The following is a 19,759-nucleotide window of genomic DNA, read 5'->3' as shown; positions in this document are numbered from 1 at the left end:
GCCCGGAAGCAAGCCGGCTCATTCTTTCCATTGGATCTTGGTCGGGCCGGGCAATTTCAGCCGGTAGCCGACCGGCAGAAGTTGAAAATCGAAGCGGCGCTCGATTTCGCCCCAAAGGCCGCGCGGCAGGTAGAGCGAGAATATCAAGGCGGTAGCGCCGAGACCGATCAGGTACCAGACGCCGGCTGAACCGAAGACGGTCTCGATCACGAAGAACAGGATGGCGCCGAGGATCGCGCCTTCGAACTTGCCGATCCCGCCGACCAGCACCATGAAGATCATGTAGGCCGTCCATTGGACGCTGAAATAGGTCTTCGGCTGGAAGGTCGTGGCTGTTGCCAGCCACAAGCCTCCGGCAACGGCGATGCCGAAGGCGGCGAGCACGAAGAGCAGCCTCTTGGTTGCGATCACCCGCACGCCGAGCGAGGTTGCCGCCTCCTCATTGTCGCGGATCGCCTGCATGGCCGCGCCGGCGCGGCTGCGCATCAGCATGAAGAGAGCGCCGAGCAGCGCGGCCATGGCCGTCAAGGCGAGCCAGTAGATCGTCGCCCGCCGCGTCGCGCTGCCATAGACGTTGAGCGAGATCAGCGAGGTTCCCGTTTCACCCTGGATCAGCCGGTCGAGATTGACCAGCAGATGGGCGAGCTCTGATATCACCCACATGCCGATCGCGAACTCGCCGCCCTTCAGGCGCAGCATGAACAGCGAAAGCGGGATCGACAGCGCGCCTGTCACGATCGCAGCGGCAAAGACCGCGACGAAGGGATTGAGCCCGGCATCCGCCAGCCGGATGGTGAAATAGGCGCCGAGGCCGAAGAATACCTGCTGGCCGACCGAGACCAGCCCGCCGAAGCCGGCAAGCGCATTCCACATGGCGGCAAGGATCACGTAGATGAACAGGGCCGTCATCCGGTCGATCGCGCCGGCGCCGAGGACCGTGGGGGCAAACATCAGCAAGGCAAGCACCGCGGCCATGCAGCCAAGCGCCACCCGCGATGACTTCGTCCAGCGCTCTATCGATATTCCGTTGGAGGCAAGGGTCGCGTTGGGGCTCATGTCGGGCTCCGGAGACGGGTGCGCTGTTTGAAACGTGCGCCGAGTTTGTCGAAGATCGGCATGCCGGACCGTGACAGCCTGACGAAAAGCACCAGCAGGAACACGGCATGGCCGCCGATCAGGAAGCCTTGCGGATGCAATTGCGCGCCGAGCGATTGGGCAAGACCGAGAACGATGCCGCCGGCAAGCGTGCCCCATAGCGATCCGGCTCCGCCGATGACGGCCGCCTCGAAGGCGAAGAGTAGCTGCGGGCCGCCGGCATAGGGGCTGAAGGTTGCCCGCATCCCGAGAAAGGCACCGGCGATCCCGACCGTTACCATGGTGATCGCGGTGGCGACGGCGTTGACCCTGCGGGCGTCGATGCCGACCAGCCCCGCCGTATCGGGATCTTCGGCCGTGGCGCGGATCGCGCGGCCAAGCGCAAAGCGGCTCAGGAAGAACTGCAGCCCGCCGAGAATAAGGACTGCCGTCACCATCATCATGACGGCAAGCTTGCCGACGAAGATGTGCCCCGGCAGTTGCCAGGATGCATAGGACAGGTTGCCGATGAACGGCGCGAGCGAGCGGGTGTCGGCGCCGAACTGCTCGAACAGCAGATTGTCGATGACGATCGACAGGCCGAAGGTCGTCAGGATCGGCAGGAGCGTGCCGCCGCGGGCGCTGCGTTCGAGAATGAAGCGCTGCAGCAGCCAGCCGGCGGCCGCCATGATCGGCAGCACGATCAGCAGGCCGGCGAAGGGTGGAATGCCGGCTTTGGCGGCGAGCAGCCACAGCCCGTAAGCGGCTGCGACCGCCAGGCTGCCATGCGCGAGGTTGATGATCCGCATCACCGAGAACATGAAGGACAGTCCGCAGGCGATAACGGCGTAATAGCCGCCGAGCAGGATGCCCTGGAGCAGGGTGTTGATCACGATGCGCTCCTTTCGCCTGATGTCCGGTGCAATCCGAAATAGGCTTGGGTGACGGCCGCACGCGTGACGTCGGCGGCCGGCCGGTCGAGGACGATACGCCCTTCCAGCATGCAGATGACGCGGCTCGCAACGCTCATGGCGCGGGCGAGATCCTGTTCGACGAGCACGATGGTCGTTCCTGAGGTGAGCAGTGCCTGCAGCTGGGCGTAGACGCGGTCGACGACCAGAGGCGAAAGTCCGAGCGAGACCTCGTCCAGGAGAAGAATATCGGGATTGCTCATCAGCGCCCGGCCGATGGCGGTCGCCTGCTGTTCCCCACCCGAGAGATGACCCGTCTTGGCGTGGCGGCGGGGTTTCAGGTTCGGAAAGGCGTCGAGGATGCGGTCGATGTTCCATTCGCCCTTGCGGCCGGAGGTCTTTCCGAGAAGCAGGTTTTCCTCCACCGTCATCTGCGAAAACAGGCGCCGGCCTTCCGGCACCAGGGCAATGCCCTTGGCAATCCGCTTGTGGGATGGGACGGCGGCGAGATCTTCATCGTTGAGAAGGACGCGGCCGGAGGATGGCAGATGGGCGCCGGCGATCGATCTGAGCAGCGTCGTCTTGCCGGCGCCATTTGCGCCGACCAGCGCCAGCACCTCGCTCTTGGCAAGATCGAAACTGACGCCGCGCACCGCCTGGAGCAGCCCATGGCGGACGTCGAGGTCGCGGATGGAGAGAAGGCTCATGCGGGTGTCCCTCCGAGATAGGCCTTGACCACTTCCGCGTCGTTCATGACCGTTTTCGGTTCGCCATCGGCGATGATCCTGCCTGCGTCCATGCAGATCAGCCGTTCGGCCACCTGCAGGAGGATATGAACGATATGCTCGATCCAGACGATGCCGATGCCGCGGCGGCGCAGTTCGAGGATGGTCTCCACCAGCTCGCTCGCCTCGCCATCGGTCAGGCCGCCGCCGATCTCGTCGAGCAGCATCAGCCTCGGCTGCGTGGCAAGCGCGCGGGCGAGCTCCAGCCGTTTGCGGTCCAGCAGGCCAAGCGTGTCGGCCGGGCGGTTGGCGACTCCAAGCATGCCGCAGAGCGAAAGCGAATCCACCACCCGCTCATAGGCCTCGTCGCGGCTTGCGGCATTGCCGTGCGACGCGGCGACGAAGACATTTTCGAAGGTCGTCATGCCGCCGAAGGGCTTCGGAATTTGATGGGTCCGGACAAGCCCGGAGCGGCAGCGCTCCGCCGCCGTCCGGCGCGTGACGTCAGCACCGTCGAAGGTGATGCTTCCCTCATTCGGCGGGAAGGCGCCGGCGAGCACGCTGAGCAGGGTCGTCTTGCCTGCGCCGTTTGGCCCGACAATGCCGATCGCCTCGCCATCGCCCATGGAAAAATCCAGATTCTCCAGCACCACCAGCGCGCCGAACCGCTTGTGGATCCCCTTGGCCGAGAGAAAGGCTCCCCCCGGCCGTCCTTGATCTTCCCGCTGCAGCACTGTGCGTTACCCGTTGTAAGCGGTGAGCTTGGCGCCGACCGGGACATTCGGGTCGGTGGCGTTTTCGGTAACGACGTAGTCGAGCGCGAATTTCGACCCCTCCGGCGCTTTCACCCATTGCGTGCCGATGATCGGCCCGGGAGAGACGTTGGCGACCGGGCCGCTGGTGAAGTCGACCTTGCCGGCGATGGTGGTGGTCTTCAGCGTGCTGATCGCCTTGGCGACGGCCTCCTTGCTCTTGACGTCGGTGCTGGCCTTCAGCGCATCGAAGCCGGCGTCGAGAAGCGCCAGGCTGGCGCCGAGCTGCTGCGTCCACTGCTTGCCGCTTGCGGTTTCATAGCCGTCGGCGAGTTCGGTGCCGGAAACGCCCGTCAGCGTCGATTTGTAGGGAAAGGCCTTGTGCCAGTAGGCGGCGCTGCCGATGTTCAGGCCGAGATCGCCGAGCGCCTCGATATCGGACGGAAACAGGCCGGTCTTGGCGATCTGGCAGATCTTGATCTGCTGGGTAAGGCCTTGCTGTGCGGCCTGACGCCAGAAGGCGGCGAAGTCAGGCGGTATCGGGAACGAATTGAAGATCTCCACGCCCTCCTGTCTGAAGAGAGCGATCTGCGCGGAAAAGTCGGTGGTTCCGGTTTCATAGGCTCCGGGATCGACGATGGTGAAGCCCTCCTTGGCGAGCGCCGGCGCCAGATGGGTGCGGATCGCATTGCCGTCGGCGTCGTTGGGATACATGACGCCGACCTTCTTGTTGGTCTCGATCAGGTTCCATTGCGAAACATAGGCCTTGTGGAACTCTTCGACGCCGAAGCCGAAATGATAGGTCCATTTGAACGGCGAGGGTGCGCCCGGCTTGGCGCCGCGGCCGAAATACCAGGCTTCCCAGGGCATGACCGTCGAGAGGCAGGGAATGCCGGCGGTTTCGCAGGCATCGGCCACCGGATTGATGGTTTCGGGCGTCGAGACGGCGAGCATCAGGTCGATCGCCTGGTTGTTGATCAGGTCCTTCGCCAACTGGCCGGCGCGCGAGGGATCGGACTGGGTGTCCTGGTCGAGAATATCGACCTTCCAGGTCTTGCCGCCCGCCTGCAGGCCGTTTGCCAGCGCCTTGCGCGCCAGTTCGAGCACATAGCCGTCCGTTTCGCCGAAGCCGCCGAGAGGGCCGGTGCGCGGGCTGATGAAGCCGACCTTCAGCGTATCGCCGCTTGCAGCGAAGGCCGTGCGGCCGGAAAGCGCCAGCGCCGCGCCGCCCGCCACGGTCGATGCGATGAAAGAGCGGCGGCTCAGCGATGCCGTGTTGAATTTGCCGTTGCGGAAAATGCCGTTCATGAAATCATTCCTCCCTCTTGATCGGGCCTCCCAGCCCGTTCCCAGTGTTCATCTCGGCCGATCTCAATCAGATCGGGTAGTGCCGTTTTCCCGAGGCCATGGTGATCCATCTGAGCTCGGTGAATTCATCGATCGCGGCCTTGCCGCCGAAGCGGCCGTAGCCGCTTGATTTGACGCCGCCGAACGGCATTTGCGGCTCGTCGGAAACTGTGGCTTCGTTGATGTGGCAGATGCCGGATTCGAGCCGCATGGCGACGGCAAGTGCTGCATTGACGTCGGCGCTGAAGACGGCGGCCGACAGCCCGTATTCATTGTCGTTGGCAACCGTCACGGCCTCGTCGACGCTGCCGACCCGGACGATCGCCGCCACCGGTCCAAAGCTTTCCTCGCGGTAGATGCGCATGGCAGGCGTCACGTGATCGATGACGGTCGCGTCCATCAGCGTACCGTTGGCCTGGCCGCCGCAGACGAGGACCGCGCCCTTCTGCAGGGCATCATCGACGAGCGACCGGACGCGGCGGACGGCCTCAGTGTTGATCAGCGTGCCGAGCGGCGTGTTGCCGTCCCTGGGATTGCCGGCGACGAGGGTTGCCGCTTTCGTACGGAACTTGCCGACAAAGCCGTCGGCAATCTCGTCCATCAGGATGATCCGCTCGGTCGACATGCAGATCTGGCCCTGGTTCATGAAGGCGCCGAAGGCGGCCGCACTCACGGCCTCGTCGATATCGGCGTCGGCAAGGACGATGAACGGCGCCTTGCCGCCGAGTTCGAGCAGGCAGCGCTTGAGATGCCTTGCCGCGGTTTCGGCGATGATCCTGCCGACGCGGGTGGAGCCGGTGAAGTTGATGCGGCGCACGGCGGGATGGGCGATCAGGGCATCGACGACAGCGGCGGCATCGCTCGGCGCATTGGAAACGACATTGACGACGCCGCGCGGAAAACCGGCGTCACGCAGGATGTCGCCGATCAGGCCATGGGTTTTCGGGCAGAGTTCGGAAGCCTTCAGGATGACGGTGTTGCCGCAGGCAAGCGGCATGGCAACGGCGCGGGTGCCGAGAATAATAGGCGCGTTCCAGGGGGCGATGCCGACGCAGACGCCTGCCGGCTGGCGTACCGCCATGGCGAGGCTTCCCGGAATGCCCGAAGGAATGATCTCGCCGGATATTTGCGTGGTCATCGCCGCCGCCTCGCGAAGAATATCCGCGCCGAGGCCGCAATTGATCGCCGCCCATTGCGCGGTGGCGCCGGTTTCGCCGGTCGTGGCGGCAACGAGTTCGGATGTGCGGGCCTCCAGGATATCGGCTGCGGCATTCAGAAGCCTGCGCCGTTCGCCCGGGCCGGTCTGCGACCAGTCCGGAAAGGCCGCTGCCGCCGCATTGGCTGCCCTTGTCATGTCGGCAACCGATCCTGCCGAGGCGATCGTCGCGACATCGCCGGTCAACGGATCGATGCGTTCGAAGGTGGTCCCTTCGGAAGCATCCATCGCCTCGTTGTTGATCATCAGCTTTGCCGAAAACACTGTTCACCCAATTCGCCATGTGTTGGTGCCACACATTGGCGCCACATGTTGGCGCCGCATGTCGGTTTGCGTTGTTGCCATGGGAGAAGACGAGCGGACGCGGCGCCACGAGGGCTGCCCAACTGTTCCTGCATCTGTTGATGTGCCTCCTCCCAAAGGCTGATGGAGAAAAGGTTACGCCGATCTGGTGCAGATGGAATGCGATTTATTGGGTTAATATTGTAATTATCCGGCGATTGCGGCATTGTTTGACATGGGAGCGGAGGGGAAGCGTTGGCGACGAACGGCGGGATTCATCATTATGCCAGGGGCGAATGGCACGCTCCGTCGCTGTCGCACCGGCGCATCCGTCTTCAAAAAGGGCTGTATACCGATTTCCATCACTTCCTTCTGCTCGGGGAGGGCAGTGGGGAGCTTCACTTCGACAATGGCGATCATCGGCCGCTGCACGGACCGCTGCTTGCCTTCCTGCCGCCGCAGGCGCGGTGCGACCTGTCGATATCAGCCGGAACCGCAGCTCATCTGGTCGGCGCTTCGCCGCAGATCATGGTCGATGCTATTGGCGACAAGGTGGAATCCTATTCGTTGCGCATCTTCACAGAGCAGCGCAAGCTGGTCGAGGCATTGGATCCCTTGGCGGTGGCCGAAATCAGCCCGCTGATTTCTGGCTTCGTGCGGGAACTCAGCGATCCCTCCCGCTCCTCCTGGATGGTCGCATCCGCCTATATCAGGCTCATCTTGATGGCGCTGTGGCGCGGCTCCGATGGCGAGAGAAGCGAGCAGCGCGGGCAGGGCGAAGTGGGATCGATCCTGCAGCGATACCGGCAACTGGTCGAGGCCGGTTTCCGCCAGCACCGGCCGATCAGCGATTATGCCGCGGAATTGGGCGTCACGGCCGACAGGCTGCATTCCACCTGCCAAAGAGCGCTCGGCCGCTCGCCGATCCAGCTCCTGCACGAGCGCCTGGTGCAGGAGGCGAAGCTCAGATTGGAGCGATCGGCCCGCAATATCCAGGAAATCTCCGACAGCCTCGGCTTTCGCGACCCGACCTATTTCAGCCATTTCTTCAAGCGCAAGACCGGGCTTTCACCCGCCGGCTACCGCGAAATCGCCCGCGCTTCGGCCGGCTCGGAAAATAGCATGCTGTCTTCGGGTTATGCGGATTGGCCTTAGATTAGGCTCTGGGCTCGTTGGTCAACGCTAGAATTTGCCGGTCTTGGATCGCGATGATGCTGACTTGGAATCCCAAGCCAGACTGCAATGCGCCGTTAGAAGCGCACGTTCAGACAGTTTAGCTGAAGGTGCTGCCCAAGTAGAACATTTAACCCAATCGGGCACGCAAACCGCATAAGCCTGCTACGTACGCAAAGCTATACTCTTACGGACTGTACCCCATACCCCGCCTTATGCTCTTTCCATCCTGGCGACGGCGGGTAAAGAAAATCGTACGCATTGCTGGGAGAGAATAAGAGGCTGCCGGCGGCACCTATGGGGGAAATGGCTATTCAAGGTACCTTGAATACCCCCTCGTAAATTTTATCAACCTTCAGCATAAGGTGTTAACTAATGCACCCATCCATTGACAAGCTCGTTTTACTTTACAACCATGGCGTCGGCTGGGGGTTGGTGAATGGAAACACTTAAATACGAACTGGTATATGATGGTGGCGTAGCTACCGGAGGACAATTGCCTGCTCACAACGGAGCCACCTCATTGGAGGGTATGACTTGGACCCTGACGTTGATAGGTCACTACGCAGCAACCGGGAAGATCAAGGCGCGAGGCGAACTCTCCCCAGAGGTGCGGATATATCTCGTTCCGCCGCGTCAGGGTTCGTTCGTTCAAGAGGTCTGGGTACAGCTTACAGAGCCGAACAACCTCTTCCTTACATCAGTTGCAGGCAGCTACATTGTAGGCTCCGTCAGTCAGACTTTGAACAGCCTGATAACGACCACAATCAAACAGGTCTGCGGCCTGACAGTCGATCTCCTAAAGGGAGAGCAAGACGCTTTAGGCAGGCTTCCATCCGGCGACCGCGAGGCTCTTGTCGATAAAATTGAACCCTCAATGAGGCGCGCCCATACAGTCATTGGCGAAGGCGCAAACATTTTGGACATCAGAAAAGACAAGAAGCCTCTGTTGCGGCTCGACCAAAATACGAAGGCATATGTCAACGCTGATTTCCTGACGGACGAAACCCTCATGGTGGTCAGCGTAGGGGCATACAACGCTAACTCCGGCAATGGCAGCGCCTACCTACCTGAGATCGGGAAGACGGTGCGTTTCTACGCGCCCAAAGGGCTTGATACCGACACCTACGCAGCCTTGAGCTACAGTTTGGATAAATACGTCAACGGACTGCCGAGCCAAATCCAAATCGCTTGCGTGCCAACAGTGTCTTTGGATGACCGCTACAAACGTCTGAAAATTGTCAGAGCGTTCAAGACCATTATTTAGATTGCCCGATGAGAACTATTCCAAAATTCCGGAGCAATACGTTGTTTTCACAAAAGGCTTCAAAGCATGACTACCGAAGAAATAGAGGCTTTGCTTGACGGAGCCGAAGAAACAGACCGACTTGAATTTAAAGGCGCTATGACGTGGAACAAGAACCAGCTTGTGAAGGACATTCTCGCGATGGCCAACGTACAAGATGGCGGACGTATAGTCATCGGCGTTGAGGACGAGACATTCAAGCGGGAAGGCGTATCAGAAGAACAGGCCGGTACTTACAAAATCGATGACATGAGGGATCAGATCGCTCCATATGCTGATCCAAAAGTGATCTTCAAAACGTACTCTGCAACAGACAGAAACGGCTTGCGGTACGTCGTTATAGATGTCGCACCATTTGAGGATCAGCCGGTCATCTGCAAACGGGATGGTTCAGATGTGCAGGCGGGTACAGTATACTTCCGCAGCCAAGCGCAAAAGCCGCAGAGTGCGCGTGTGTCCAATGCAGGTGATATGCGTGAAATAGTGGATAGAGCAGTCGTCGGAGCGATGCGCCGACAGCAAAGACTTGGCTTCACCGTTTCAGCAGGAAAAACATACGACTACGACCAAGAACTAGGAGGACTGTAAGTGCAGGAGGGACTTGCCGAGAAAATCAAAGCTATCGGCCATTGGCGTGTAAATATCAGGCCTCTTCAACCTATCGATCCGCCGCTCGCCATGAATGAATGTCACGAAAGAGTGGCTAAGGCGAACGTGTCTTTGCGGGGCTGGGACTATCCGCACATCCAGCGAAATACGGAGCATGGCGGTGCAGCCAATGTTGGCACATATGCCGAGAATTGGTGCGACTGGAGCAATCATGTTGAGTTTTGGAGAATGTACCGAAGTGGCCAGTTTCTCCACTACAGGGCTCTATCGGAAGATTTGAGTAACGAGGGTCAAAACCGACCAGCAGGCCCGGCACTTAGCGTGCTTGGGGCGGTGTACACTGTTACCGAAGCAACCGAGTTCCTTAGTCGCCTGTACAACGGCGGTCTGTATAAAGACGGCGCATCAATCAATGTAACACTTGGCAAGTCAGCAGATAGGCAGCTGTGGATTAGCGAGTTTGATCGCATGCCATTTTACGACGAGAAACGCACCAACGCAGAAGAGCTGGTGATCGAGCGAAGCCTACTAGCCGCTGAACTAGAGGGCGAAGCTGGGGCTGTCTCGCTATCTATATTGCTCGAATTGTTCGACCACTTCGGATGGAACCCTGACACCTCATTAATACAGCGAGACCAAGAACGCTTCTACAAGCGACAATGGTAGGCTTGCACGGCATGGAAGGACTAATGTCACCGGTTCGATGTTGATGATATTGCCAATCCGCTGCGACTGTGCGATTGGCGAGACAGAAAAGGGGGCATCGTGTTCCCCTAGTCATCCCTGAAAGCCCGGTCTCCAAGGGTTTTGACCGATGGTGGGCGCTCCCTCCCAACCTACGACTTTGCCCGCTTCGGCCCCCTAGCGGAAAACCGCTCAAGCTGGCTTGACGTCGAAGCAGCAGACGAAACCTCACGACAGCGCAAAAATCCTCACCTCGCGCCCGATGCCCTGAAGCTCCGCCATCCGGGAGGCCGATGTGATGCCGCTGTCGCGGAGGATCTCTGAAACCTGGGCATCCCCGACGATCGCCTCCGTCGTCATGATCACGTTGGGATCGGCAAGGCCCTGGACGCGGGAGGCGATATTGACGGTTTGGCCGAAGTAGTCCTGCCGGTCGTTCAGGTTGACGGCGAGGCATGGTCCCTCATGGATGCCGATCTTCAGGAGAAGATCGTCGCTGCCGTGTTCGGCATTCAGCCGAAGCATCGCCTCCCGCATCCTGAGGGCCGCCGCCACCGCGCGGTCCGGGCTCGGGAAGGTCGCCATCACCGCATCGCCTATGGTCTTGACGACTGCTCCGGCCTCTGTGGCGACGATCTCGTGAAGAACCCGGAAATGCGCTCGCACCAGATCGAAGGCGGCAAGATCGCCGACGCGCTCGTAGAGCGCGGTCGAGCCCCTCAAGTCGGTGAAGAGGAACGTCAGGCTGGTGATTTTGAGGCGTTGGTCGACGTCGAGTGTGTCGGTCCGATAGATGTCCCGGAAGCTCTGGTTCGTCAGCAGGCGCTTGGCCGTCAGGAAAGGCCGCCTGCGGCCCAAGAGGTCGTGCAGGTCATCGCCTGCGATGCAGACGTTCGGCACCACCCTGCGATCGGTGTGGTTCTCGAGGGTCAGCCGCAGTGAGCCTGGACGCAGGGTCAGCGTTTCGTTCAGCGCATGCGTCCGGCTGATGATCATCGAGAGGGTTTGACGTTCGTCGGTGGGCTCGCCCTGTACGTCGATGAATTGCGCCGAGTGTGTGACCGCATCGAAGATGATGACGAATTGCGCCGGCAGCTGCAGAGAGACAAAGGCCTTCTCGCCCGGATCCAGCTCGATCATCTCCAGCTGGATGCGCGCCAGCCTCGCTTCGAGATCGTCAGGCAGGTCGACCCCGGAGCTGAAGAAGATCTGGCGGTAATACTCGAGCGGCGACAACCGATCGGGATCGTGAGCGGCAATCCTGCGCACGCGCGGACTGACCGTAAACGTGACCTCGACCATCTCGTCGAGGGTCGGCTCGTATCCGGCCGCGCAAAGCGCGCAATGGTACGTCTCGTGGACGACGGTTTTGAGGGTTGCGCCGCTGTCGAGGACGCCGCCGCATCCCGGGCAAAGGACATTCCAGGTCATCTCGAATGCGCCTATGCGGGCTGCATGGAGAAACGCGGCGATGGTTTTTTCTTCATCGAGATGGTGTGTATCGGCGAAAGCGAGCGCATTGATGCGATTGAGCTCGCGATCCGAGCCATTCATGACGACGTTTTCGATGCACTCCACCGTCTGCGGGTCAGCCGCCTGTCGCAGGGAGGCAAAAAGGACGTCCACTTCGCTCATGAGACAAGTCTCCGTGTGCAGAACCCACGGCGGACAACGCCAGGACCGGGATCATAACACGGGAGTGTCCCAATAGAAATCTACAGGCTCGGATGCTGCTCGCTTCCCAAGCGAAGGCGGGCTTCAGCTCCCCTTGTATATCCGCTTCAGCGCCGTCAGCAGCGCATCCAGTTCCTCGCGCGAAAACAGCTCGATGAAGCGCTGCTCATGCCTATCGATCAGTTCACGCGCCCGGGCGAGCATTGCGCCTCCCGCCGTCGTCAGATGAAGCTCCTGGCGGCGGCGGTCGGCCGCGGAGGGCCGGCGCTCGATCAGGTCGCGGGCGGCCAGCCGATTGACGAGGGCCATCATCGTCGCCCGGTCGGTGCCGAGCGTATTGGCAAGATCGATCTGCGATGCGCCCGGATTGCCGGCGACGAGTTCCATCACCGCCAGCTGCTTCTGCGTCAGCGCCAGAGCCGCCATGGTTTCGGCGAAGTCGCGATAGACTGCGACATGCGCCATGCGCAGATGAAATCCCAGCAGATCGCCAAGCCGGCCGACGTCGAGGCCCGGCGTCGCGGGAGCATCGTCGCCCTCGAAATCGTCCTGCGGTGGTTTGGTGCTCATCGTTCGCTCTCGCCTCATCCATCATCATAACCATCAAAATCAGCAGGTTAGTCAATATCCGTCGTGCGGATTTCCGCGCGCCATTCGAAGATTCGAATTTGCCTTAAACAGCCTCTTGCATCATGGGAAAAAGATATTAGTATGTGTTACATACAAATTTGATGCCTGCCGCGGGGAGCGGTGGGCATGGGAGGAGAACATGGCGCATTCCTCTTCCGGGGTGGCTTCGTCGGCGGATTGCGGACTGGTGACGGATGATCCGATCCTTTACCGCGCCCGGGTCGCACCGGACCGTCCGGCTCTGTTCGAGATCGCCACCGGCCGGCAGCTCACCTATGCCGAGCTCGATGCGCGGATCGCCCGCTGCGCCGGCTTACTGAGCGATTTGCTCGAAGCGCGCCGCGACGGGGCGCGTGTCGCCATGCTGGCGCGCAACTCCATCGATTCGATCGTGCTTGCCTTTGCCTGCCAGCGTGCCGGCGCCATCTACGTGCCGCTCAACTGGCGCCTCAACGCCGCCGAGCTTCGGCCGATCCTTGCCGATTGCGCGCCGGCTCTGCTCGTTCACGACGAGGAGTTCGCGGCAACCGTCGCCAACGTCACGAGCACCGATCCTGAGATGGCGGTGATATCGACGGCCGACGGTCCGGCCGGGCTGGCCGCGCGGATCGAGGCGAGCCTTCCGGCCGCTCCGGTGACCGCCGATGCCGACGCACCTTGCGTCCTTCTCTACACCTCGGGCACGACGGGACAGCCGAAGGGCGTCGTCATCACCCGCCGCAACGCCTTCTTTGCAGCGATCAATTTTTCGGTCGTCGGAGAAATCGGGCCAAAATCCGTCGCCCTGTGCGACCTGCCGTTCTTCCACACGATCGGGCTGATCGCGGTGGCGCGCACCACATTGATGCTGGGCGGCACGCTCGTCGTCTCCGACCGCTTCACGCCGGCGCGCACACTCGCAGCCCTTGCCGACCGGCAGCGCGCCATCACCCATTATTTCGCCGTGCCGCAGATCGCGCTCGCCTTGCGTGGCGATGCCGCCTATAGCGCCGCGGCGCTCGCCGGCCTGCATGCGCTTTTCGTCGGCGGCGCGCCGCTGACGCAGGCGCTGATCGAAAGTTATCTCGATGACGGCGTGGCGCTGGTCAACGGTTACGGCATGAGCGAGGCGGGAACGGTGCTGCACGTGCCGATCGACCGGCGCGCCGTACAGGACAATCCCGGCAGCGTCGGTCTTCCCGCGCCATTGCTCGACATTCGCATCGTCGACGAGGACGGCCGGGAGGTTGATGAAGGTGAGATCGGCGAACTCTGGCTGCGCGGGCCGGCAGTGACGCCGGGCTATTGGAACAAGCCTCAGGAAACCGCTTCCGCCTTCACCGACGGCTGGTACCGCACCGGCGATCTCGGCCGGCGTGAAGCGAACGGCTTCTATCGCATCGTCGACCGGCTGAAGGACATGTATATCAGCGGCGGGGAGAATGTTTATCCCGCCGAGATCGAAGCAGCGCTCGCAAGTCATCCCGATATCCTCGACGTCGCGGTCGTCGGCATTCCCGACATCCGATGGGGCGAATGCGGTGTTGCCTATGTGGTGCTGCGGCCGGGTGCCGTGGCAACGGGCGATGAGATCGCCGGCCATTGCGCGGCAAGGCTCGCCGCTTTCAAGCGCCCCGCGCGCATCCTCTTCGTCAAGGCCATTCCCCGCACCGCCTCCGGCAAGGTGCAGAAACATGTCCTGCGCCAGTTCCATTCCGACGAAACCCCTCAACGACAGGCCCCGTAAAGCGGCCCCCGGCACTCACGCCGAAACCCATGGAGTAACCTCATGACTGAAGAGAACATGACTGACAGGCAATCGCCGGTTCTGGTCGAATTCGATAACGGCATCGCCTTCGTCACCCTCAACCGCCCGGAAAAGCGCAATGCGATGAATCCGGCCCTGAATGCTCGGATGCTCGAGGTGCTCGACGAGCTCGAGGGCGACGAACGCTGCGGCGTCCTCGTCCTGCGCGGCGCCGGCGAATCCTGGTCGGCCGGCATGGATCTGAAGGAATATTTCCGCGACAATGACGACAAGCCTCGCAGCGCGACGCTGAAGGCGCGGCGCCAATCCGGCGGCTGGTGGAGCCGGCTGATGTATTTCGAAAAGCCGACGATCGCCATGGTCAACGGCTGGTGCTTCGGCGGCGCCTTCACGCCGCTCGTTTCCTGCGATCTCGCCATCGCTGCCGAGGAGGCGAATTTCGGCCTTTCCGAGATCAACTGGGGCATTCTGCCGGGCGGCAACGTCACCCGCGCGGTCGCCGAAGTGATGCGCCATCGTGACGCTCTCTATTACATCATGACCGGCGAACTGTTCGGCGGGCGCAAGGCCGCGGAAATGGGTCTCGTCAACGAGGCCGTGCCGCTGGCGGAGCTGGAAACCCGGGTCCGCAAGATCTGCGCCAGCCTACTCGAAAAGAACCCGGTGACGCTGAAGGCCGCCAAGGACACCTACAAGCGCGTGCGCGACCTGCCCTGGGATCTTGCCGACGATTACATCTACGCCAAGCTGGAACAGATGCTGTTTCTCGACAAGACCAAGGGGCGCGACGAGGGGCTGAAGCAGTTCCTCGACGACAAGACCTATCAGCCGGGGCTCGGCGCTTACAAGCGCGGCCGCTGAGGGCGAGCCCGGTTCGCTGGTCCGTTCGCGAGCCGATCATCTGGAGGAGGAAAGCAATGAAGATCCATGCCGCGGTGGCGCGTGCGCCCCATACGCCGTTTTCGCTGGAAAGGCTCGATCTGGAGGAGCCGCGCGAGGGTGAAATCCTGGTTCGTGTCGTGGCAACAGGGGTTTGCCACACCGATATCGTCATGCGCGACCAGCATCTGCCGGTGCCGCAGCCGGTCGTGCTCGGCCATGAAGGCGCCGGCATCGTCGAGCGTGTCGGGCCGGGCGTTACCAAGGTCAGGCCCGGCGATCACGTGGTCATGACCTTCAATTCCTGCGGTCACTGCCCGAGCTGCAACGATCATGAGGAGACCTATTGCCACGAATTCTTCCCGCGCAATTTCTTCGGTGCGCGCGCCGATGGTTCGAGCGGGCTCTCATACGAGGGAGAGCGGGTTCACGGCAATATTTTCGGGCAATCCTCCTTCGCCAGCCACGCGCTGTGCCATGAGCGAAATATCGTGAAGGTGCCTGAGCATGTGGATCTGGCGCTGCTCGGGCCGCTCGCCTGCGGCATCCAGACCGGCGCCGGCGCGGTCATGAACGCGCTGAAGGTCGAACCGGGAAAAGTGCTCGCGGTTTTCGGCATGGGCTCCGTCGGTCTTGCCGCGGTGATGGCGGCGCGGATCGTCGGCGCTTCACGGATCATCGCCGTCGACGTCAACGAGACGCGGCTGGCACTCGCGGCGGAACTCGGCGCGACCGACATCGTCAACGGCAAGGCGACCGATCCGGTTGCCGCGATCATGGCGCTGACCGGCGCCGGCGTCGATTATTCGATCGATGCCTCCGGCGTGCCCGCCGTCATCGACCAGTGCGTGCGGGTGCTGGCGCCGCGCGGCACCTGCGGCATCGTCGGGGCCTCGCCCCATGGCGCGACACTGACGCTCGACCTCACCCATATCCTGTCCGGCGGGCGGCGGGTCCGCGGCATCGTCGAGGGCGATTCCAATCCCGACGTGCTGATCCCGTTGTTGATCGACCTGCATCGGCAGGGCCGCTTCCCCTTCGACAGGCTGATCACCTTCTATGATTTCGCCGACATCAACCAGGCGGTGGAGGATTCGGAAAAGGGCATCGTGCTGAAACCGGTCGTGCGCCAGCCGGCCGTCTGACACCGTTCAAGGGAGGAAACAATGAACACCGTCACCCCAATCGCCACCGATACCAGCCCCGATGTCATGAAGGCGATGCTGGAGCGGCAAAGGGCGTCTTTCCTGAGGGAAGGGCCGCCGAGCATCGACACCCGCCTCGATCGCATCGACCGCGTCATCGCCCTTCTCGTCGACCGTAAGGATGCGATCGCCGCTGCCCTGTCGGAGGATTTCGGCAGCCGCAGTGTCGAGGCGAGCCTGCTTCTCGACGTCTTTACCTGCGTCGGTTCGCTCAAATATGCCAAGGCCCATCTCGCCGAATGGCTGAAGCCCGAGCAGCACGAGGCATTATTCCCGGACGCGGTGGCCGAAGTGGTTTATCAGCCGAAGGGGGTTGTCGGAATCCTCAGCCCGTGGAATTTCCCCTATCAGCTCGCCCTTGCGCCGCTTGCCGGCATTCTCGCTGCCGGCAACCGCGCCATGATCAAGCCGTCGGAGGTGACGCCGGCCTCGGCCGCCTTGATGGCGGACCTTATTGCCGGCGCTTTCGACGAAACGGAAATATCAGTCGTTCAGGGCGGACCGGCCACGGGCACGGCCTTTACATCACTTGCCTTCGACCATCTGATCTTCACCGGCGGAACCGCGATCGCCCATCACGTCATGCGCGCGGCGGCGGAAAACCTGACGCCGCTGACGCTCGAGCTCGGCGGCAAGTCGCCCGTCATCATCGGCCGCTCGGCCGATCTCGCCGACGCGGCGCGGCGCGTCATGACCGTCAAGACGCTGAATGCCGGCCAGATCTGCCTTGCACCTGATCATGTCTATGTGCCCGAGGAAAGTGTCGAGGCCTTCGCCGCGCATGCGGTCGCGGCGGTCGGCGCGATGTATCCGGCGCTGAAGGAAAACCCTGATTACACTTCGATCGTCAATGCCCGCCATCACGCCCGCATCCAGGGCCTGATCGACGATGCCCGGGCTAATGGCGCGAGGATCGTCGAGATCAATCCGGCGGCAGAGAATTTCTCCCAGCAGTCGGCCCACCGCATGCCTCCGACCCTGATCCTCGATCCGACGGAAGAGATGCGCGTGCAGCAGGAGGAAATCTTCGGACCCGTGCTGCCGGTCCTTCCCTATCGCGATATCGCCGACGTCATCGATCGTATCAATGCCAGGCCGCGCCCGCTCGCTCTCTATTACTTCAGCCAGGATCAGCAGGAGGAGGCCCGCGTCCTCGACAATACGACCTCCGGCGGGGTGACGGTCAACGACTGCATGAGCCACGTCACGGCGGAAGGCCTGCCCTTCGGCGGCGTCGGCCATTCGGGCATGGGCGCCTATCACGGCAAGTTCGGCTTCCTCGCCTTCTCGCATCCGCGCGCCGTCTATCACCAGAGCAGGATGGTGGAAGCGGAATACATGATGCGGCCGCCTTATGGCGAGGCGATGCGCGGCTTCTTGGCGGCGGCGATCTGCAAGTAGAAGAGAAGCGGCGGACGATGCGCAGCCTCGGCTGCTGACGGCATGGGACGGGCCTGCGGTCGTCGCAGTAGTCGCCGCTTTCCTGTCGTCGCATTGCTGCCGACCGGCCTGGAGACGCAACCGCTGACGAATATAGCCTGACGGGTCTGCGACTTAACGAAGCTCAAACCAGTATTGCCTTATGATTGGTTCGGATGACGTATTGGAAGGTGGATCCAACGCAGTGAATGGCATCTGGACGCAATTCGGTGGCAACCTGTCATTCGTGTGCCTGGCGATTTCGCTCTGGGCGCATTTCTCGATCCAATTTCAGCGTCGTTCGGTCACACAGGAAAAAATCGCCTTCGGAATTGTCGCCGGCTGCGCTTCCATCGGATCCATATTGCTGGCCGTCGAAGTCAATCCGGGCATTTATATCGACATGCGCTTCTCGCCGCTTGCTTTGGCAGGTATGTTTGGCGGACCGATCGCGGCGGGTTTTGCGGCGTCGCTGGCAATGGTCTTCCGCTTCTGTGTCGGCGGCACGGCAATGATCGATGGCCTGATCGCAATTGCTGTCGCGACCGGTATCGGCCTGGCTGCCAATGTCTGGATCCGGAAGAGATCTCCCGAGCTTATGGACGTTGCGATGCTGAGCCTCGCGCTCGGCGCCGCGCTTATTGTATTGATGGCGGTGCTTCCCACCCTGGTGCACGCCCGCGTGCTGGCCATCATCGGTCTGCCGATGACGGTATTGAATTGCATGGCGACGGTGCTGTGTGGTTTCGTTCTGTTGAAGACGCAGCAATGGGAGCTGGAGCGGAGCATCTTGGTGACCGCGTTTTCGCAGTCGCCCGACTATCTCTACGTGAAGGACAGAAACAGCCGGTTCATCACCGTCAATGAAAATATGATCCGCCTTTTTCGTTTCAGAACCACGGCGGAGATGACCGGATTGTCGGATTTCAATCTTATCTCGCGGCCGCGCGCCGAAGAATTTTATTATCTCGAACAGCAGGTCATGGACACCGGAGTGCCCCTGATCGACTCCGTCGAGCGTGTCGAAGACAGATACCTGCTCGCCTCCAAGGTGCCGCTGAAGGATAGGCAGGGACGGGTGATCGGCCTTGCCGGCGTCACGCGTGACGTGACGGAGCGGACTGCTCTGGAGCGGGAATTGCGCAATAGCAAGAACTTGCTGTCACATGCGATGGCCGGCATGTCCGATGGCATCGCCATGTACGACAGCAAGGGTTTTCTCGTTTTTTGCAACGACCAGTATCGCGCCGCCTTTCCGCTATCCGGAGACGCCCGCGTGGTTGGCGCTCATATCAGCGACATCCTTCGCCGCGTTGCCGAAACCGGCGAGCGCACGGGTATCCCGGATAATGACCGCGAAGAGTGGATCAGGTCCGTCAGTGCTACGTTGCACAGCAACAAGGACGAAGAGGTTCAGCTTCACAACGGTAATTGGCGCAGCATCCGGACAAGGTTAGCGGAAGACGGCACGGCGATGGCCGTTGTCTCAGACATCACGGCGACGAAGCAGGCGGAAATCGCCCTCAGGCTGTCGGCGGAGCAGCTGAAGTCCCTGGCTGAGACCGATGGGCTCACCGGCATGGTCAACCGACGGGCCTTCGACGAAGCTTTCGCGCGCGAGACCGCTGGCAGCGCCAGGAAAAACACGCCGTTCAGCCTCCTGATGGTCGATATCGACCGCTTCAAGGCCTATAACGACACCTATGGTCATCCCGCCGGAGACCGATGCCTGCGTGTCGTCAGCCAGTGCCTGCGCCAGTCCGTAAGCCGCCCGGCAGATATCGTCGCGCGCTACGGCGGAGAGGAATTCGTGGTTCTGCTCCCCGCAACCAGTGCGAAAGGGGCGATGATCGTTGCCGAGCAATTCGCGCGTCTCCTCAGCCAGGAGAATATCGTTCATTCCGGCAGTGAATTCGGCCGGGTGACCGCCAGCATCGGCATATCCTGCGCGACGGGAGCCACCTTGAGGGTCAACCCGAACCGCCTCCTAACCGAGGCCGATGCCGCGCTCTACGACGCCAAGACCCAAGGCCGCAATCGCATCCTGGCCCATTCGCCCGACGACCGGCATGCCATGAAGGACGTCGGTTAGACCGAATCCTTGATAGGTTTTTCCTATCGAACCA

17 protein-coding genes are annotated in these 19,759 nt (G+C 61.6%); 9 read left to right on the top strand and 8 right to left on the bottom strand.

Translation table 11 applies throughout. The features are described 5' to 3' along the window. Positions 1 to 18: 18 nt before the first annotated feature. The 6 genes from ACIPSK_RS07525 to ACIPSK_RS07500 form a co-directional block, all read right to left on the bottom strand. A complete protein-coding gene (locus tag ACIPSK_RS07525; RefSeq protein WP_446532779.1) occupies positions 19 to 1,056 on the bottom strand; it encodes a branched-chain amino acid ABC transporter permease in 1,038 nt (345 codons plus the stop codon). Continuing rightward, positions 1,053 to 1,967, bottom strand: a complete 915-nt coding sequence (locus ACIPSK_RS07520; RefSeq protein ID WP_446532778.1) for a branched-chain amino acid ABC transporter permease — start codon at positions 1,965 to 1,967, stop codon at positions 1,053 to 1,055. Before ACIPSK_RS07520 ends, ACIPSK_RS07525 begins: the two co-directional genes overlap by 4 nt. Further along, complete coding sequence (locus ACIPSK_RS07515) at positions 1,964 to 2,692, bottom strand: ABC transporter ATP-binding protein (RefSeq protein ID WP_446532777.1); 729 nt, start codon at positions 2,690 to 2,692, stop codon at positions 1,964 to 1,966. The genes ACIPSK_RS07520 and ACIPSK_RS07515 overlap by 4 nt, the downstream gene beginning before the upstream one ends. Further along, complete coding sequence (locus tag ACIPSK_RS07510) at positions 2,689 to 3,441, bottom strand: ABC transporter ATP-binding protein (protein ID WP_446532908.1); 753 nt, start codon at positions 3,439 to 3,441, stop codon at positions 2,689 to 2,691. The genes ACIPSK_RS07515 and ACIPSK_RS07510 overlap by 4 nt, the downstream gene beginning before the upstream one ends. Before the next feature lie 9 nt (positions 3,442 to 3,450). Next, positions 3,451 to 4,770, bottom strand: coding sequence for an ABC transporter substrate-binding protein (locus ACIPSK_RS07505; protein ID WP_446532776.1), 1,320 nt, complete (start codon positions 4,768 to 4,770; stop codon positions 3,451 to 3,453). A gap of 67 nt (positions 4,771 to 4,837) precedes the next feature. After that, complete coding sequence (locus tag ACIPSK_RS07500; RefSeq protein ID WP_446532775.1) at positions 4,838 to 6,271, bottom strand: aldehyde dehydrogenase; 1,434 nt, start codon at positions 6,269 to 6,271, stop codon at positions 4,838 to 4,840. Positions 6,272 to 6,562: 291 nt separating this feature from the next. Here ACIPSK_RS07500 and ACIPSK_RS07495 point away from each other — a divergent pair, with 291 nt between their 5' ends. The 4 genes from ACIPSK_RS07495 (at position 6,563) to ACIPSK_RS07480 (ending at position 10,061) form a co-directional block, all read left to right on the top strand. Continuing rightward, positions 6,563 to 7,462: an AraC family transcriptional regulator gene (locus ACIPSK_RS07495; RefSeq protein WP_446532774.1), complete on the top strand. Its 900-nt coding sequence runs from the start codon at positions 6,563 to 6,565 to the stop codon at positions 7,460 to 7,462. Positions 7,463 to 7,919: 457 nt separating this feature from the next. Then, positions 7,920 to 8,747, top strand: a complete 828-nt coding sequence (locus ACIPSK_RS07490; protein WP_446532773.1) for a DUF7946 domain-containing protein — start codon at positions 7,920 to 7,922, stop codon at positions 8,745 to 8,747. A gap of 66 nt (positions 8,748 to 8,813) precedes the next feature. Then, the gene (locus tag ACIPSK_RS07485) at positions 8,814 to 9,374 is read left to right on the top strand and encodes an AlbA family DNA-binding domain-containing protein (RefSeq protein WP_446532772.1); all 561 of its coding nucleotides are present in this window, start codon (positions 8,814 to 8,816) and stop codon (positions 9,372 to 9,374) included. Continuing rightward, the gene (locus tag ACIPSK_RS07480; RefSeq protein ID WP_446532771.1) at positions 9,375 to 10,061 is read left to right on the top strand and encodes a hypothetical protein; all 687 of its coding nucleotides are present in this window, start codon (positions 9,375 to 9,377) and stop codon (positions 10,059 to 10,061) included. A 246-nt stretch (positions 10,062 to 10,307) separates the two neighbouring features. On the opposite strand, the gene ACIPSK_RS07475 is transcribed toward ACIPSK_RS07480, so the two are convergent. Together ACIPSK_RS07475 and ACIPSK_RS07470 are read right to left on the bottom strand one after the other, a co-directional pair. Next, positions 10,308 to 11,714 (bottom strand): DUF5939 domain-containing protein, encoded by a 1,407-nt coding sequence (locus ACIPSK_RS07475; RefSeq protein WP_446532770.1) that lies wholly within the window; start codon positions 11,712 to 11,714, stop codon positions 10,308 to 10,310. Between the two features lie 123 nt (positions 11,715 to 11,837). After that, complete coding sequence (locus ACIPSK_RS07470; protein ID WP_162116223.1) at positions 11,838 to 12,323, bottom strand: MarR family winged helix-turn-helix transcriptional regulator; 486 nt, start codon at positions 12,321 to 12,323, stop codon at positions 11,838 to 11,840. 199 nt (positions 12,324 to 12,522) lie between these two features. Between ACIPSK_RS07470 and ACIPSK_RS07465 the strand changes: the two genes are divergently transcribed. From ACIPSK_RS07465 to ACIPSK_RS07445, 5 genes are all read left to right on the top strand, one after another. Next, the gene (locus ACIPSK_RS07465; RefSeq protein WP_446532769.1) at positions 12,523 to 14,109 is read left to right on the top strand and encodes an AMP-binding protein; all 1,587 of its coding nucleotides are present in this window, start codon (positions 12,523 to 12,525) and stop codon (positions 14,107 to 14,109) included. Between the two features lie 57 nt (positions 14,110 to 14,166). Continuing rightward, a complete protein-coding gene (locus ACIPSK_RS07460) occupies positions 14,167 to 14,991 on the top strand; it encodes a p-hydroxycinnamoyl CoA hydratase/lyase (RefSeq protein WP_446532907.1) in 825 nt (274 codons plus the stop codon). Between the two features lie 56 nt (positions 14,992 to 15,047). Continuing rightward, positions 15,048 to 16,154, top strand: a complete 1,107-nt coding sequence (locus tag ACIPSK_RS07455; RefSeq protein WP_446532768.1) for an NAD(P)-dependent alcohol dehydrogenase — start codon at positions 15,048 to 15,050, stop codon at positions 16,152 to 16,154. Positions 16,155 to 16,175: 21 nt separating this feature from the next. Then, positions 16,176 to 17,615, top strand: a complete 1,440-nt coding sequence (locus ACIPSK_RS07450) for a coniferyl aldehyde dehydrogenase (RefSeq protein WP_446532767.1) — start codon at positions 16,176 to 16,178, stop codon at positions 17,613 to 17,615. A 181-nt stretch (positions 17,616 to 17,796) separates the two neighbouring features. Further along, on the top strand, positions 17,797 to 19,725 hold the full coding sequence (locus ACIPSK_RS07445) for a diguanylate cyclase (protein ID WP_446532766.1): 1,929 nt from the start codon (positions 17,797 to 17,799) through the stop codon (positions 19,723 to 19,725). Positions 19,726 to 19,759 lie beyond the last annotated feature (34 nt).

The organism is Rhizobium sp. LARHSG275, from assembly GCF_052871115.1.
The sequence above is the reverse complement of the archived record's forward strand: the minus strand, read 5'-3'. Positions and strand labels throughout refer to the sequence as shown.